This is a genomic window from Chroococcidiopsis sp. CCALA 051, from assembly GCF_003015105.1.
GTDB lineage: Bacteria > Cyanobacteriota > Cyanobacteriia > Cyanobacteriales > Chroococcidiopsidaceae > Chroococcidiopsis > Chroococcidiopsis thermalis.
This window is the reverse complement of sequence record NZ_PYCI01000003.1, coordinates 14,590-31,002: the sequence shown is the minus strand read 5'-3', so window position 1 is coordinate 31,002 and position 16,413 is coordinate 14,590. Positions and strand designations below refer to the sequence as shown.

The 16,413-nt window shown below is 41.4% G+C and carries 16 protein-coding genes; 7 read left to right on the top strand and 9 right to left on the bottom strand.

All coding sequences use genetic code 11. The features are described from left to right. The first annotated feature begins 54 nt into the window (after positions 1 to 54). Positions 55 to 1,107 carry a LysR family transcriptional regulator gene (locus tag C7Y66_RS01090; RefSeq protein WP_106544158.1) on the top strand — a complete coding sequence of 351 codons (1,053 nt, stop codon included), beginning with the start codon at positions 55 to 57 and terminating at the stop codon, positions 1,105 to 1,107. Positions 1,108 to 1,212: 105 nt separating this feature from the next. After that, positions 1,213 to 2,310 (top strand): anthranilate phosphoribosyltransferase family protein, encoded by a 1,098-nt coding sequence (locus C7Y66_RS01085; protein WP_106544157.1) that lies wholly within the window; start codon positions 1,213 to 1,215, stop codon positions 2,308 to 2,310. A gap of 42 nt (positions 2,311 to 2,352) precedes the next feature. Here the strand turns inward: C7Y66_RS01085 and C7Y66_RS01080 are convergent, their stop codons facing one another. The 5 genes from C7Y66_RS01080 to C7Y66_RS01060 form a co-directional block, all read right to left on the bottom strand. Further along, positions 2,353 to 3,189, bottom strand: a complete 837-nt coding sequence (locus C7Y66_RS01080) for a carbonic anhydrase (RefSeq protein ID WP_106544156.1) — start codon at positions 3,187 to 3,189, stop codon at positions 2,353 to 2,355. 260 nt (positions 3,190 to 3,449) lie between these two features. After that, the gene (gene panD / locus C7Y66_RS01075; RefSeq protein ID WP_106544155.1) at positions 3,450 to 3,836 is read right to left on the bottom strand and encodes an aspartate 1-decarboxylase; all 387 of its coding nucleotides are present in this window, start codon (positions 3,834 to 3,836) and stop codon (positions 3,450 to 3,452) included. A gap of 57 nt (positions 3,837 to 3,893) precedes the next feature. Further along, positions 3,894 to 4,436: an inorganic diphosphatase gene (locus C7Y66_RS01070; RefSeq protein WP_015154821.1), complete on the bottom strand. Its 543-nt coding sequence runs from the start codon at positions 4,434 to 4,436 to the stop codon at positions 3,894 to 3,896. Positions 4,437 to 4,618: 182 nt separating this feature from the next. Then, positions 4,619 to 4,807 carry a hypothetical protein gene (locus tag C7Y66_RS01065; protein WP_106544154.1) on the bottom strand — a complete coding sequence of 63 codons (189 nt, stop codon included), beginning with the start codon at positions 4,805 to 4,807 and terminating at the stop codon, positions 4,619 to 4,621. Positions 4,808 to 4,948: 141 nt separating this feature from the next. After that, positions 4,949 to 5,431, bottom strand: coding sequence for a MarR family winged helix-turn-helix transcriptional regulator (locus C7Y66_RS01060; RefSeq protein ID WP_106544153.1), 483 nt, complete (start codon positions 5,429 to 5,431; stop codon positions 4,949 to 4,951). 89 nt (positions 5,432 to 5,520) lie between these two features. Here C7Y66_RS01060 and C7Y66_RS30800 point away from each other — a divergent pair, with 89 nt between their 5' ends. From C7Y66_RS30800 to C7Y66_RS01045, 3 genes are all read left to right on the top strand, one after another. Continuing rightward, positions 5,521 to 5,691 (top strand): hypothetical protein, encoded by a 171-nt coding sequence (locus tag C7Y66_RS30800; protein ID WP_158265841.1) that lies wholly within the window; start codon positions 5,521 to 5,523, stop codon positions 5,689 to 5,691. A gap of 40 nt (positions 5,692 to 5,731) precedes the next feature. Continuing rightward, complete coding sequence (locus C7Y66_RS01050) at positions 5,732 to 5,971, top strand: hypothetical protein (RefSeq protein ID WP_106544151.1); 240 nt, start codon at positions 5,732 to 5,734, stop codon at positions 5,969 to 5,971. Between the two features lie 785 nt (positions 5,972 to 6,756). Continuing rightward, positions 6,757 to 8,013 carry a glycoside hydrolase family 16 protein gene (locus tag C7Y66_RS01045; RefSeq protein WP_158265840.1) on the top strand — a complete coding sequence of 419 codons (1,257 nt, stop codon included), beginning with the start codon at positions 6,757 to 6,759 and terminating at the stop codon, positions 8,011 to 8,013. Positions 8,014 to 8,153: 140 nt separating this feature from the next. Here C7Y66_RS01045 and C7Y66_RS01040 read toward each other — a convergent pair whose 3' ends face one another. Then, positions 8,154 to 8,930, bottom strand: a complete 777-nt coding sequence (locus C7Y66_RS01040) for a WecB/TagA/CpsF family glycosyltransferase (RefSeq protein ID WP_106544149.1) — start codon at positions 8,928 to 8,930, stop codon at positions 8,154 to 8,156. A gap of 922 nt (positions 8,931 to 9,852) precedes the next feature. Between C7Y66_RS01040 and C7Y66_RS01035 the strand changes: the two genes are divergently transcribed. Both C7Y66_RS01035 and C7Y66_RS01030 read left to right on the top strand, forming a co-directional pair. Beyond that, positions 9,853 to 11,019, top strand: a complete 1,167-nt coding sequence (locus tag C7Y66_RS01035; RefSeq protein ID WP_106544148.1) for a glycosyltransferase family 4 protein — start codon at positions 9,853 to 9,855, stop codon at positions 11,017 to 11,019. Between the two features lie 63 nt (positions 11,020 to 11,082). Further along, a complete protein-coding gene (locus C7Y66_RS01030) occupies positions 11,083 to 12,249 on the top strand; it encodes a glycosyltransferase family 4 protein (RefSeq protein ID WP_106544147.1) in 1,167 nt (388 codons plus the stop codon). On the opposite strand, the gene C7Y66_RS01025 is transcribed toward C7Y66_RS01030, so the two are convergent. The 3 genes from C7Y66_RS01025 to C7Y66_RS01015 form a co-directional block, all read right to left on the bottom strand. Then, positions 12,242 to 13,216 (bottom strand): RsmB/NOP family class I SAM-dependent RNA methyltransferase, encoded by a 975-nt coding sequence (locus C7Y66_RS01025; protein ID WP_106544146.1) that lies wholly within the window; start codon positions 13,214 to 13,216, stop codon positions 12,242 to 12,244. The genes C7Y66_RS01030 and C7Y66_RS01025 overlap by 8 nt on opposite strands. 158 nt (positions 13,217 to 13,374) lie before the next feature. Continuing rightward, the gene (locus C7Y66_RS01020; protein WP_015154812.1) at positions 13,375 to 14,178 is read right to left on the bottom strand and encodes a family 16 glycosylhydrolase; all 804 of its coding nucleotides are present in this window, start codon (positions 14,176 to 14,178) and stop codon (positions 13,375 to 13,377) included. Between the two features lie 650 nt (positions 14,179 to 14,828). Further along, positions 14,829 to 16,391, bottom strand: coding sequence for a glycosyltransferase family 39 protein (locus tag C7Y66_RS01015; protein WP_106544145.1), 1,563 nt, complete (start codon positions 16,389 to 16,391; stop codon positions 14,829 to 14,831). Positions 16,392 to 16,413: the final 22 nt, after the last annotated feature.

Genomic DNA, 16,413 nt, shown 5'->3' with positions numbered 1-16,413 from the left:
CGAGATCGGTTAATTTAGATTGATGCCTTAAATTGTAATTCAGGCTACATCATCATGCGGCTAGAACAGTTGCAAGCCTTTTTGGCGATCGCGGAATCAGGTAGCTTTCAGCAAGCAGCACGCAAATGCGGAGTTACCCAATCGACAATTAGCCGACAAATTCAAGCCTTGGAAGCCGACTTAGAAGTGCAGCTATTTCATCGGACAGCACAGGCTAAGCTGACGTTGGCAGGAGAGCGGCTGTTGCCCCGTGCCCGTAAAATCTGCCAGGAATGGCGCTACGTTACGGAGGAGTTAGCAGATTTGATGGCGGGAAAACAACCGGAGTTGTGCGTTGCGGCAATTCATTCTTTATGCGCCCATTATTTGCCTCCGGTACTGCAAAAATTCTGTCACAATTATCCTGATGTCCAACTGCGCGTTACAGCGTTGGGGAGCGATCGCGCTTTAAAAGTCCTGAAAGATGGACTGGTAGATCTGGCGATCGTCATGAATAATCGTTTTTTAACTACCAGCCCAGAAATGGTGACGGAAGTGCTATACGATGAACCCATTGAGGTTTTGGTGGGAGCAAATCATCCATTGGCACAATACGAGCAGATTCCCTGGTTGGAACTCATCCGCTATCCTCAAGTTGTATTTAAAGACGGTTATGGGATGCAGCGTTTAGTTCAAGAGCGTTTCGATCGCCTGGGTGCTACGCTTCAAGCCGTGCTAGAAGTGAATACTCTCGATGCCTTTCGGGGAGTGGCGCGACAAGGAGAACTGATCGCCTTATTGCCGCAGTCTGCCCTAGTAGAATCTCGTCTCGATCCTACCCTTGCCGTTCGTCCCATTGCTAACACTGACAGCAATGGTTCACTTGCACCAGGGTCTAGTTTATCGCGCCAAGTCGTGATGGTGACAAGTCAAGATCGACTCAACATTCCACCGATTCAATATTTTTGGCAACTGGTGCGAGAACTCGTACCACCTAAACTGAGTGTAGAAGAAGAGACGTGGGGGAACGAAGGAGACAAGGGAGACAAGGGAGACAAGGGAGACAAGGAAGCAGAGGGACAGAGGGGTAGAGCGGCAGAGCAAGTAATTCTAGCCACTAGCCACTAGCCACTAGCCACTTCTACCTACTACTCACTCTCTTGGCAGCGTTCCTTAGAATTTAGTAATGCAAAAGTACTAGAAATTTGAGAATTTCGATCGAGCAATTACATCATGAGCAACGCATTTAGGGATTTACTGCGGAAAGTGGGAAGCGGTAATCATACAAAAGAGGATTTAACTCGCACGGAAGCAGCCGCAGCAACCCGAATGATTTTGTTGGGGGAAGCAACCCCTGCTCAGATTGGTGCGTTTCTGATTGCTCACCGGATTAAACGTCCTACAGGGGCAGAATTAGCAGGCATGTTGGATGTTTACGACGAACTGGGACCAAAACTACAACCTATTGGTAGCTCTACTCCGGTGATGGTTTTGGGCATTCCCTACGATGGACGCGATCGCACTGCGCCGATAAGTCCTCTCACTGCCCTATTGCTGACGGCTGCGGGGCAACCGATGATTATGCACGGTAGCGATCGAATGCCGACTAAATACGGCGTGCCACTGGTAGAGATCTGGCAAGGGTTAGGAGTTGATTGGACTGAGTTATCTCTAGACCAAACTCAGCAAGTTTTTGAGAATACAGGTTTGGGATTTGTCTATTTACCCCAACATTTTCCTTTAGCTCAAAAAATATTTGAATACCGCGATCAAATTGGCAAGCGTCCGCCTTTTGCCACGATGGAATTGATGTGGTGTCCCTATGCAGGAGCGGCGCAGATTGTGGCGGGATACGTCCATCCTCCCACGGAACATATGTTTCAAGTTGCCTTGTCTTTACGCGGTACAAACAACTTTACGACAGTCAAAGGATTAGAGGGAAGTTGCGATCTACCCCGCGAACGGACGAATATTATTGGTTTATCTACACCCGACACAACCGATGAATCGGGGTTAATTGCGATCGATCGCCTGCACCTTTCATCCCGCGATTATGGTTTTAGCAGTCACAATGTCCCTTGCGATCCGACCGAACATTTAGTAGCAGATATGCGATCGGTTTTGCAAGGGAAACCCTCAGAAATGATGCAATCTGCGATTTGGAATGGCGGGTTTTATTTATGGCGTGCTGGTATTTGTGCAGATATTAGTGCGGGAATTACTCAAGCAGAGGCGATGTTTGCCAGTGGAGAAGTGGCACAACAATTGATGCGAATTATTCAAGCAATTGAGTCAATTCAAGTTCGCGATCGCTCCTACAGCCAACTATAAAAATTTCTTTTGAGCAGTAGGGTGGGCATTGCCCACTCTACGTTATTTCCTACCATTAGATCCCCGATAAATCCGCTCTGCTTGTTCCGGTGGTAGCCACGATATTGATGAAGAACCTTGTAAACCTCCATTGTCGGCGCTATTAACAACTTCATAGTGCTGGCGATGGGGAAAATCGCAGGCGATGGGAGGAGGAGGAGCGTGACTAACTGTAAACTCACCTGCAACTGGTCCATCTAAAGGATCGTACTCGCCAAGCTGGGATTGAGGATGGACGTAGGAGTGGCTTTCAGGGTCGTAAGCTAAGACTTCCCCAGTTTCGATGTGATAGATCCAACCGTAGATTTTCAGCTTGCCTTGATACATTCTAGAGTGAACCACAGGATAAGTTCTGAGGTTTTCGATCTGAGTTAAGACATTTTCCGCGATCGCAATTTCTAATAATTCTTCTGTCTGATAAGTTTTATAGTTTTCCTTTATCAGTCGTCTAGTAGCTTCAGCGTGCTTCAGCCAATCGTGAACTAAGGGCATATCTTCCTGGAGTTTATCCAATTGCAGTAACCCTTTCATCGCGCCACAATGGGAGTGTCCGCAAACGACAATTTGCTCAATTCCCAAGGCATGAATTGCATATTCTACCGCTGCGCCTTCGCCACCATTGGCTGCCCCATAGGGTGGGATAATATTCCCAGCGTTGCGAATAACAAATAATTCCCCTATGTCTGTTTGGGTAATCAAGTTAGGATCGACGCGAGAATCGGAACAGCTGATAAACAAAACCCTTGGTTTCTGTCCGTGAGCAAGCTGTTCAAATAGTTCCGTATGAGTTGAAAAGTAGTTGGTCTTGAACTCCCGTAGCCCTTTAATTAGTCTCTTCATAATTCCATGCCCTTGCTATTGCGCTGGCGCGATCGCCTCACTGCACCAGAACTGCGATCGCTCTAATTGGTGTAGAACTTCTGACTTTATGAGTCTACCTAAAGCGCGATCGGAAAGAAAGTCATCTTATACATAAATCACAAAATATCAATGCAGTTTTAAATAGGTATACATCAAGAAATTTTATACTGAGGTGCGAAGCAACAAAGTATCTTTTTCACAACTTAGCGCGATCGCTCAGTAAAATAATTTTGCTAAAACTAAACTTGAGCTAATAATAGATCGTCGTAGCGGCGTACTTCTAACAATCGATTTTTACTATCTACTAAAACAACTGTAGGACAGAAAGTTTCTAGTTCTGCTGGAGTTAATTGAGCGTAGGTCATAATAATCACCCGATCGCCACTTATCCCTAATCTTGCCGCAGCACCGTTTAACTCAATTTTTCCAGAGTTTGGCGGTGCGGCGATCGCATATGTAATTAATCTCTCACCATTATTCACATTTACGACTTGTACTTGTTCGTAGGGTAATATCCCAACAGCATCTAATAAAGTGCGATCGATACTAATACTACCCACGTAGTTAAGATTTGCCCCCGTTAGGGTGCAATTGTGGATTTTTGCGAGGAGAAATGTGCGTTGCATGGGCGGGAATTGGGTTAAGTATAGAGACGTTACACGAACGTCTCTACATTTAGGCATTTAAACAGTTTCTGAGTCTGAATCGCGACCTTTTTCGCTACCAGCTTTGACACACTGTTCTACTAAAGGCATAACGCGATCGACATCTTGCCAGCCGCGAATTTCCGTGACCTTCTTTTCTAAATTTTTATAGCTGCGGAAGAATTCGGCAATTTCGTCTAAACGGTGAGGCGCAATATCGTTGAGAGATTTGACGTTTGCGTAACGCGGGTCTTTATCGGGGACGCAGAGAATTTTTTCATCGCGATCGCCACCATCAATCATTTCTAACATCCCAATTGGTCTGGCGGCGATGACGCAGCCTGGAAAAGTTGGTTCGTCCATCAATACCATCCCATCCAACGGATCGCCATCATCAGCCAAGGTATTCGGCACAAAACCGTAATCGTAGGGATACTGCACTGAGGAATATAACACTCTGTCTAAAGCAAAAGCTTGCAGATCCTTGTCGTATTCGTACTTATTTTTGCTGCCAGCAGCAATTTCAATCAAAACGTTAATTAAACCTGGCTTTGGTTGAGCCGGAATGCGGGATAAGTCCACAATAATTCTCCAAGATGACAGCTAATAGCGATCGATGCGCGATCGCTTTACCTGTAGCATTTTAGGCTAATATGGACGGCTTGGAACAGTGACCAGTGACCTGTTACCAGTGACCAGTAAATAAAAAATGTGAGGTGTAGTAAGAAATTTAAAATTCTCTAGCCACTAGCCACTAGCCACTCTTATTTATCTGTCCTTTGTAGCGAATAGGAAAGGGGCTGCTCTAGCTGCACGTCATTTGACGAGTAGTGAGCGATCGCCAGTAGAGGTACGATGAGCGTCAATACCGCGATCGCCGTTCCTACAATTTCTGCCAACCTGGGGGGTGATTTCTCACCAGGGCTGACAGAATTACTACTACTTGATTCCATAAAAAATGTTCAAAACCTAGCTTTGGGAGAGTTCAAAGAACTTTATACGTCGATTAGGGCAAACTTATGCTCTATCTATTTCTATTCTAACTGCTCTGCCCAGAAAGACTGTTTGCTATTCAACAATCTCAAAACAAGGAATTAGGGGCTGGGGATACTCCTACTCGCAGGAATATCTCTCGCTCCTAATCCTAGCCGTTTGCACATGCGTCCCATCTCTGTTTGCTCTGTTGGGGTGAGAACGCTCATCTCTTCCACGACAGCAGCAACGTGCGTCGGAAAGATTTCACTAATTAGGTGCTTGCCTTTTTCTGTTAAATGTACTTTAATGCAACGACGATCGCCGACTTCTCGTTCCCGTCTTACCAGCTGCCGCTTTTCTAAATTATCGATCACTAAAGTCATGTTACCACCGCTTTTGAGCAGTTTCTCTGCTAAATCTCGCTGATGGAGAGGTCCCAGGTGATAAAGTGTTTCTAGCACCCCAAACTGACTTACGGTCAAATCTACATCGAGCAAATGACGATGAATCCGATTCGATACCGATTCTGCTGCTCGAACTAACCTGACTAGCGTATCTAAGGCGAGAACCTCCTGCTGTGTGCCGAGGTGTTTTGTACCCATTAATTGTTTTACATTAAATAATTCAATATTACCTTATTCAGGAAAAATCGACTTGTTATTTAACCTCATAGCAATTCTCGATTGCGTACGTGACATTTGTAGGGGCGCACAGCCGTGCGCCCCTACAGATCTGGTTTACCCAATTGAAAATCGCTCTACTGGCGATCGCCAGTAGGATGAATCTTTTCTGGGCATTTTCCTCCATCTGCCAGTTTTCTGTAAATTCGCTGTTGCATCTAGCCGCCAAGCAAGTAAGATAGTGGAGAAAAATCATCTACTAGAAAAAATTAGCATCTATCTATGGATAGAAAAATAAAGCGTCTTACACTTCTGATTGTTTCCTGTAGCGCAGCTGGTGTAATTTTGGGGGGTACGTCAAGTTGGGCGGAAAGCAAACAGTGTTTGCAAGCTAATAATGTCACTAGCGACTGTTTGACTCAAAATTCTGTCATGAAAACTTTACAAGGCATGAGTACGGGTTTAATTGCGGGTGCAGGTGCAGCGTTTGGCGCAGCATGGCAGTTAAGGAATGAAGATTGAGCGAGAGGGGCTAGGGTTGGTTGTTCGGTTGTCAGGGTAGAGACGTTACATGTAACGTCTGTACAAATTTGTCAGTTGTCAGTTGAGCTACTAACCGTTAGCTACTCACTAATTATTTATTAATCTGTGTAAGTAATATTACTACATAGTAAGAACGTCGTGCGTATTTTTAGGTGCGATCGCAGATCTATTGTTACTATTAAACGTTTATTTTTTATTAAGTTATTTATTTTTGCTACTACAAGTATGTCAGTAAATCTTTTTTGCTATCTAGTTTTTTTAAGAAGTTACGTAAATTTTGTATTGCAAAATACATCTTTATCAAAATTTTTTAAAGAATCAATAAAATTTCATGTCACCTCTCAGTAAAAACCCTCTATTAACAATTTTCCGTGAAATCTCGATTGAGCCATAATAAAAAAAATATTAAATTTATATATAGACAGCTAACGCTAATAGCGTTTAAGTCATTAAAACGTCTAGCTCAAACAAACAGAAAATATTCAAACAGGTCTATCAATTTATAGATAGATTATGTGGCAATAAACAGCCTTTTATTAATAGCTAACTGTACATTTATTATTCTAATTTATGTGCTTGAGCGAATAGCCATAGCTACGCAAGTATCTTCATAAATTTGACATGCCAGCTTTCAACTATCTAACTTCAGCTATTTCGCTTGAAGTATAGGTTGGCTCGTGCAAATTTTTTTCAGCAAATAACTTACCTATCAGGAATTCACTTGAGATTCCACCATCGCCCTAATTATTCATAGGAAAAATATTGTGAAGCGATATCCTCATCTTCTTAAATATACTAAAAAAATTCTGCAAGGATTGAGCCTCATAGCTGTACTGTGCAGTCCTACTACTGTCTTAGCTGACCCTGTTGGCGATGGTTGGGCGCTTGTGTTCAGCGATGATTTTAATGGTACGCAACTCGACAAAAAGAAATGGAGTACTTGTTATTGGTGGGGCAACACTGGCTGTACGAATGGTGGTAGTGGAGACGTGCAGTGGTATCAACCAGATGATGTATTTGTGAACAATGGCATTCTTCGTTTGAGAGCCCAAAAACGCAAAATGAATGGCTATGAATATACCTCTGGAATGATTTCCTCGCATGATAAGTTTGCTTTTCAGTATGGTTATGCCGAAATGCGAGCAAAAATGCCTAACGGTCGGGGTTTTTGGACAACCTTTTGGCTAGCTTCTCAACGTAGAGCGTGGCCTCCAGAAATTGATATCGCTGAGTATTTAGGTAGCCAACCCAACAACATGCATATGACCTACCACTATTCCACTCCGACTAGCAAGCACCTAAGCTCTCCTTGGGCATATACCGGGGCTGATTTTTCTGCCGACTACCACACATATGCAGTGGAATGGAATCCTAAAGAAATCATTTGGTATATCGATGGTATAGAACGGCGGCGCTACACGGCTACAGAACACATTTCTGCGGAAGCAATGTATGTGATGGCAACATTTGCCCTTGGTAAGGCTTGGATTAATACCCCACCAGATGAGACAACTCCGTTTCCCAGTTACTCCAACGTCGATTACATTAAGGTGTGGCGACACAAAGATAGTCCCTCAACACGCGCAGTCACACCGATAATTTCTGAAACTGAAGGGTTGAAAGTAGCAGCTAAATCTAACGTGGCTCATGTAATATTTTTAGGGAACGCCAAAGCAGACGCTAAGTTAAGCAATCACATGGGAACGATGCTTGACTCGAATAAAGTAGGTGATTCTGTCACTTATACAGTCAACGTACCAGAAGCCAGAACTTTTAATGTCAGGGTTGGAGTCAAACGATATCACAATAGAGGCAAATTTCAACTGTCGATTGGTGGTACTAACTGCGGTAATCCTCAAGATCTCTATGCTTCATCTTCTGATTACGTGGAGCTAGATTTAGGCAACATTACCTTTGATGCCTCTGGTAACAAATCTTTTAAATTTACCGTAGTGGATAAAAATGCTCAAAGCAGCAGTTATAAGCTAGCATTTGACTATATCAAATTGACTCCAAAATGACCGCAGAAGTGATGAGTGAGAAGTAGGAAAATCTCTCTTCAGTGAGGTTGCTAGCTCATCGTAGAGGCGCGAAATATCGTGTCTCTACAAAGCTTTCAACCAAATTCAACCAAAGTCATCAGACAGATTATCTCATCCTATTAATTACCTGACTTATAGACCCGCTTCTCTCTATGGGGAATTGTATATATGTTAAACTTTTGCTTGATAATTAACCAGAAGAAGGGTAAATCTTCTACTAAATATCTTTTCCACAATCTATGAGGTTCTAACAAAAGTCTATACAACCATTCAAAGCCTACTTCGCTCATCCATTTCGGCGCTCGCTTGACATTTCCTGCTTCAAAATCAATTGTTGCACCTACAGCCAAAAAAAAATCAATCTTAGGTAGCTTGTTTCGATACTGATAAATCCATTTTTCTTGTTTTGGCGCTCCCACCCCGATTGCTAATACTGTAGCTCCCGAACGATTAATCATTTCAACTATTTCTGCGCATTCTAGTTCATTACGGTCAAACCCCAAAGAGGGAGAATGAGCAGCAACTACTATATTTCTACCTATTTTTTTATTGAGCTTTTCTTGTGCCTTAGCCGCAGTCTCTTTTTGTCCACCTAGTAAGAAAATCTTGATTTTTTCATTGTTTCTGTGATAGGTACAGAAGGCAGGAAAAAAATCTGAACCAGAAATTTTTTCTTTAATTGGCGTACCCAAAAATCGCGAGGCATAGACCAATATTTGACTATCACATAGTTTGTAGTCAGCTATTTCGTAAGCTCGCAAAAACTCGCGATCGCATTGTAATTTCATCAGATGATCTACATTAGGCGTAAACACAACCCCTGACTTTAGCTGCCTCAGTAGTTCTTTGATACTTAAATTGTCAAAATCCAAGTTTAATAGGTTAACTTTGCGCATTGATTTATTAGCTCCTCAATCGAGCCTTAGACTGAGACTATCACTTGACGATCTACTGACCATTTACACCAACTAGTTATAGCTGTATCTACCGACATTGCAATCCAAAACATATTGAGTAGCCAGTTTATTTCTCCTATCATTCCGATAATCATGCCATGAAATTGCCATAGTATACTATTAGGTGTGCAATCTAGTTGTCAACCCTTGGGAAAACTTTATATTTGTTTATTTAATAACACCTCAAGGGATAACAATTTCATAGAAATATGTCGTAATTCAGTAGTTTATATGTAAGTTGGTGGTATTTGTGAAAGTTGTCAGCGCCGTTCTTGTTGTACCGACAAAAAACAAGTATCAAAACGAACAATTTATTCCTTCTCGACCCGAGATACTTCAGGTACAAATTTGTAATGCAGGGTTACCGTCAAAACAGAGCGCGTTGTTTGTTTCGTGTATCAGAATGACAAGTTACGTGTTCGCTCTCACGTAGAGATTGCTGACAGAGAATAGGACTGAACTTACAGTGAAAAAAGCTCCGCAGCAAGTATCGTGGCTGGGTCTTATATTACTTAAGTGTCCTCAAACTATATTTCGCTCTCATGCTAGCTACAGATAGCACATAATATCGTCTTCCTCTCGACATACCTAGATTGAGGTATTTTGCGTAAACATTCGCATTGCCAAATATTGAAATACATAATATGGTCTTATGGATAAAAACTGAGGTAGCAACGATAAGGGAACTTTTTTTAACCGAAAAAGTCAACAACCGTCAATAGATCGTGTCTGCTTCATCACTAAGTAGTTTGAATGACTGATAATGCTAGCATGGGACAATTCGGAGAGTAGCTTTTTCGCGAAGAATCGTCAAATTCAATACATAATAATTCAAACCTCATAGCCACTTATACCTGAAGTCATGAAAATAGCTTACCTCACTACATATGATGTCCTGAACCAGGCAAAGTGGCCGAAGTACCAATCAGGTTTATGTGCAGCAGGCTATTTCCTAGCACGGACTTTGGAAGAACAAAACGTAAAACTCGATTTGGTGGGACCTTTAGAGGCAAAAAATACCCTATCGACTAGAATAAAACGGCGAATATATACTTCTGTGCTGAAAAAGCAATACTATCACTGGACCGATCCTGCTGTTTTGCGCAATTATGCCAATCAAGCCCTACAGAAAATGTCGCAATTCAAGTCAGATGCCATCTTATGTCCAGAAAATTCTCTGCCTATTTCCTGTCTTGACTCTCATCTGCCGATAATTTTGTGGTCTGATGCGACTCTTTATTCCCTGATAAACTTTTATCCTTATCTCAGTAATCTCTGTCGAGAAAACTTTCATAATATTACGGCAATGGAAAAAGCAGCACTCGATCGCTGTGAGATGATTATCTATACATCTGACTGGGCGGCTCAAACTGCAATTGACGCTTACGGTGTCGAACCATCAAAGGTCAGAGTCATTCCTTGGGGTGCAAATATAGAATGCGATCGCAGCCTTAATGATGTGAATAATATCGTGGAAGGGAGGAATAACAAAACTTGCAAGCTGTTATTTTTTGCTGTGGAATGGTTGCGTAAGGGTGGAGATGTAGCTTTAGCAGTAACCAAAGCATTAAATGAGGCTGGTTTACCAACAGAATTAACTGTAGTAGGATGTCATCCGCCTGAGTCGGAAATCTTACCGGATTACGTTACAGTTATTGGCTATATTAACAAATCAACAGCAGATGGTCGAACTGCACTCGATCGAATTTTAGCTGATTCGCATTTTCTGATCCTACCTACCCGCGCTGATTGCGCTCCTCATGTTTTAATTGAAGCTAACTCTTTTGGCGTTCCCTGTTTAACTACAAATGTAGGTGGAATCAAAACAATTGTTAAAGATGATGTGAATGGAAAAGTCTTCGAGCTAGACACAGATATATCCGAGTACTGCACTTACATAACTCATTTATTCGAGCATTACGAGCGGTATAAAGCATTAGCCAATTCTTCTTTTTATGAGTATGAAATTCGGCTCAACTGGACTGTGGCAGCCAAGGAAGCAAAAAAGTTAATTATGGATTTAATCTAGTAAGCTTAGTTTTTTGAGCAAGTTCTGTTATAATTTGCTAGATTTTGCTGAGCTTCACTGAATATGAACATAGCTTTTGTGACTCATTATGATATTTTTAACAGCAATAAGTGGCATCCAAAAGCAATCGGGTTTAGTGGCACGAGTTATTACAAAGCTGAAGCACTCAAAGAGCGGTTTACTAATTTTGAATATATTGGTCCGTTAACAGAACGGCATTCTCTAAGGACTAAATTCAAAAGACGTTTGTATAAATATTTGTCTACCAAAGCGTATTACGATTGGGCTGCGCTCGATTTACAAAAGAATTACGCTCGACAAATTAATACCAAGTTATCTAACAGTAACTCTCAATTAGTTGTTTGTCCAGATATTTCTACGATCGCCTATGTAGAATGCCAGCAACCGATTGTTTTATGGACGACAAATACTTATGGAGCTTGCATTGACTTTTACGATGATTTTAGCAATCTTTGTCAAGAAACGATCGATAATCTCGTAACGCTCGATCGACTTGCCCTCAGTAAAGTGCAACTGGCGGTTTTCCCCTCCACTTGGGCGGCGGAAGCGGCAATGAATAGCTATCAAATCGATCGCAGTAAGGTTGAAATCGTACCATATGGAGCTAACATAAAATGCGATCGCACGATTGACAACATTCAAAATCTAGTAGAAGCAAGAACAGCAGAGCGATGTAAGTTATTGTTTCTCGGAGTCAGTTGGTATCGTAAAGGAGGAGATATAGCTTTAAAAGTTGCTAAAAAACTCAAACAACTAGGTATCGATGTCGAGTTAACAGTTGTTGGTTGTCAACCTATAACCGACGAACCGTTACCAGATTACGTGGTTAATGTTGGGTTTATCAAAAAATCCGATCCAGAAGGTAGCGATCGCTTAAATCAATTAATTTCCGAGTCTCACTTTCTCATTTTACCATCCAGAGCTGAGACTTATGGAAATGTGCTTTGCGAAGCTAATTCATTTGGAGTTCCTTGCCTGACAACTAACGTTGGTGGTATCCCCAGTATCATTCGAGATAATGTTAATGGAAAACTATTTGCCTTAGACGCTGACGTTAAAGACTATTGCGAGTACATAGCCCATTTATTTAGTAACTATGCCCAATATAAACAACTAGCATATAGTTCATTTCACGAATATGAAACTCGTCTTAACTGGTCAGCAGCGGGAAAATCAATGCAAACCATCATTACAGAAAAATTTAGCTAATAAATTTAGGTACGATCTGCTGTTGTTGCAGCATCTCTAAACTTAATAGTTGTTTATTTAATTCTGATTGACTCATGTTTTCCTGATTTTGAAACAAGGCAGTGAAAGCCCCAGCACCCATACCATCTTGAGGGAATAGACGATAACAAGGAATAGTGGTTAAATGAGATTGGTAGCGCTCTAAATGAGAAATACTCACAGGTTGAAATTGTGGAAATCTAGCTAAAAACCACTCGCACACTTGCTCGTTTTCTTCGATTGAATAAGTGCAAGTCATGTATGCGAGATAGCCTTGAGGAGCAACAACTTGAGCAGAGTTAGCAAGAATTCTTTTTTGTCTGCTAGCATTTTTATGAATTAAAGTCGGATGAAAACATCCTAATGCTTTATCTCCTTTAGCTAGTAAAGATTGCCCGGTACAAGGAGCATCAACGATCGCCAGATTGCAAGTATGAGGTAAGCGCTGACTCCAAATCTGTGGATCGATATTGGTGACAGCAGCAGGGCTAATTTGACAACGTTTTAAGTTAGAAACTAGCATTCCCAGACGCTTACCAATCACTTCATTACTTATCAGTAACTCTGGCTGCAATGCTTTCCAGGCAAAAATTCCTTTTCCTCCTGGTGCAGCACACATATCTAAAATAGTGGAAATTGGTTCAGAGATAGCTAGCAAGGTTGAAGCAGCAAATACTGAGGAAAAATCTAAGCAATAGTAATAACCGTCCTCATGTAAAGGAAACTTTCCTGGTTTTTCACCAGGTGATACGCAATCTACAAAAGCAGGTTGCCATGTAATTGCAGTTGTTACTGCAAATGGTAAAGATTCAGGCTTTTGCCGACACCAGATAATGCAGGTAGGAAAAGATTGCGGCTGAGTTAAGGCTTGAATAAATTGCTCTTGTGCTGTTGAATCGTCAAACAAACGCCGACTGAGCTTAAGTAACAAATTTGAAGGCTTGTCCACACAAGGAAAATCAAAGCTCTGCGTTTTCTATTGTAGTGGGAATGGGAAGTCAGTTATCAGGGAGCAGGGAGCAGTTATCAGTGACCAGTGACCAGTGACCAGTGACCAGTGACCAGTGACCAGTTATCAATTACCAATTACCAATTACCAATTACCATTTAATTACGTTGCCAAACCTTGATATGGTCGATTTCTAGATTGTTTGGTAAAGGCGTAGAGTTGTCGGGAGGGCTATTCGTCCACGCTTTGCCGAGAGCAAGAGTTGCTGTAACGTACATTGCTTCGTCGGGAATATTGCCACTATTGGTGTAACGCCGCCGTTCGACACCATCCACGTACCAAACAAGTTTATCTGCTTCCCATAACAAGCCATATGTATGATAGCCGCCAGAAAAATCAATTCCACCCCACCAGCCAGATGATGATTCGTGAGCGCCACTACCGTTTTTATAGTGGATCGTCATGTGGACATTGTTTGTATTAGAACCCACAAATTCGGCAACATCTATTTCTGGGGGCCAGTTTTTGTTTTGTGACAATAACCATAGTGTGGGCCAGAAACCATTGCCTTTAGGCACTTTAGCGCGAAACTCCACGTAACCGTACTGAAAAGCAAACTTATCGTGAGATGCAATCATTCCAGAAGTGTAGTTTAAACCGTTAGACGGCTTTCGCTCTGCACGCAAACGTAAGATTCCACCTCCTACTGATACATTATTCGGGCTAAACCATTGCAAATCGCCAGCGCCGCCATTCGTACACCCATTGGGAGCCCAATAAAAACAGGGAGTCCACTTACCAGTATCTAATCCAGAACCGTTGAAGTCGTCGCTAAACTTGAGCTGCCAGTTACCAGCAGGAGGATCGGCTAGTGCTGCTGTGGGGCAACATACTATCATCAAGGCACTAAAAGCCAGCAAAACTTTGTCCTTCCAGTTACGCAACCGAAGGTTTTGTTGCATGTAAATATTTCCTTTTGATTCAATTTCAAGAGGAGATAGCAGTTGTTGATGAGCTATTGATTGCCGAAAAAACAAAAAGCTATCTCTTGACGCACCGTATTAATAAACCATTTCGATCGGTGTAGAGTCAAGAAAAAAATTTTTTTTGTGCAGTATTTATGCAGCTAAAGCGAAGTTTTATTTCTGGCAAACGAAAATACTAAGTAGGTGATTTAGCTTGCAACCCTTTCGTTATAGTGGTTGTATCGATCGCTTGGTTTACGAAACGAGTCGAAAATATAACCATAAATATCTAAATTACAAAATAGCCAATTTGTGATGTATTGATATTTATAAAAGTTCATCAATTTCTGAATAAGGTAAATATTACTGAATAGCAAAATACCGATTTATTGTTTTATGAACTTTTTCTTATTAATACCAGTTTTTTTTGACTACGCCACAGAAGATCCCCCCAACCCCCCTTATTAAGGGGGGCTAGAGGGGATCGGAGCTATGCAAAAACACGTAGAATTGATATAAATTGATTAAATATTTTGAATATCTTGAAATTTCGATCGCATCTGTGGCTTTCAAGGGAACAAGGGAGAAGTCGCAAGTCACAATTTAAAAGCCTCTCACCTCTCGCCTCCGTTCCCTTTGACCAAAAACTACTTCTTCACGTAATGATAGATATCAAAATTAGTCAGTTGCAGATGAGATTCTAGTTTGTAAGACTTAGCCATTGAGCTTTCTAAATCAAAATTTCTTTTCTTTTCCCAAAAAGCTTGGTCGCTAATTGCAATAATTGCTGTGTTTGCATTTTTAGTAACGCGACTGACTTCTGCTGCTAACTTAGTTGTATCGAGTCCTAAGCCATCTATTGTTAAAGTATCGCCATAATAAGGTAGTAAATAAGGCACGCCGTACAGCAGTACGGATTTGGTATCTTGGCTATTATTCTTGCTTAGATATTGGGCAATTTCCCGGTAGTTTTCCCGCTGATATCTGGGTTCAAAATAGTAGTTGTAGTTGGCATATAAATTGAGTAATAGTAACACAATAAACGCCAGTCGATATAAATGCTGCCAGTTTGTTTTTTTACTAGAGGAGCCAGATCTAAGCGCAATTGGTAATAGAAATGCTAGAGGAATGTAGATATAAAAAGAATGGCGAGGAAGCCAATTAAATTTCGTCACAATTGCAAAAGCAAGTGCAATGATAAAAGCTGCTGAAAAGGTAATTAGAAAAAATCTGTCGATTGGACGATATTGTTTATATTCTGGCGATCGCGCTTTTAAGCCTCTGACAAGTCCGATAACAATAATACCAGCAACTAACACAAATAGTAATAAAATAGGCAAATAGTTAAAAACGAGTTGTAGGCGATCGCCACCACGCATCTGTTCGATTGGTGGACCGTAAGTTTCTCCAACTAATAAGCCGTAGAAAACAAAAGCTATATTCTGAATAACTGATTGATTCGATGGCGTGACGTGAACTTTTGTCGGATCGGTAGCAACAGGGGAAGCTAAATAAAATATTGCCGCAGGTACACAGGCAATTGCTACAGGTAGCCACCATTGCAACCACCGCTTAATATTTTTAGAAACTAGCAGGTGAGCGATACACAGAGCGAGAGTATAAATTCCAATAAAAATGCTACAGAAAAGACCGACTGCTGTAGTTAGACAAAATAGTACCTGCGCGATCGCCGTACCTCTAACATTTTTTTGCGGTAAGATTTGACTGAGAAAATATAATTGTAGAGATGCTAAAAATAAGAGTAAAGTATACGCTCTCGTTTGCTGGCTGTAATAAACTCCGTAAGCACTAAACGATAAAAAGAGCGTTAACCATAGAGCGTGTTTCCTCCCGTAAAGTTGCCATGCAGTAGTACACAAAACAACGATTGTGCCAATTCCTAGTAAAGCAGAAAGGGAGCGAACGGCAAATTCGCTACTACCGAATAATTGTCGCCAGAAATGTAATACTAAATAATAAAACGGCTGAAAGCGATCGCCAGTATCTGTAGTAACAATTGTGGCAACAATATCTTGAATGCTCGTGCCGTCAGAATAATATAAACTAGCACCCTCATCCAGCCATAAACTCTTATCTGGCAAAAGGAAAAATCGCAGGAAAATGCCGATTGCAAGAGTTAAGCCAATAATTAGATAGTACTTAAAATTAGAGGATCTAATGCGTTCTAGTGACGTTCTTTGTAACAACATAAGATAAGTGGTGTATAACTTT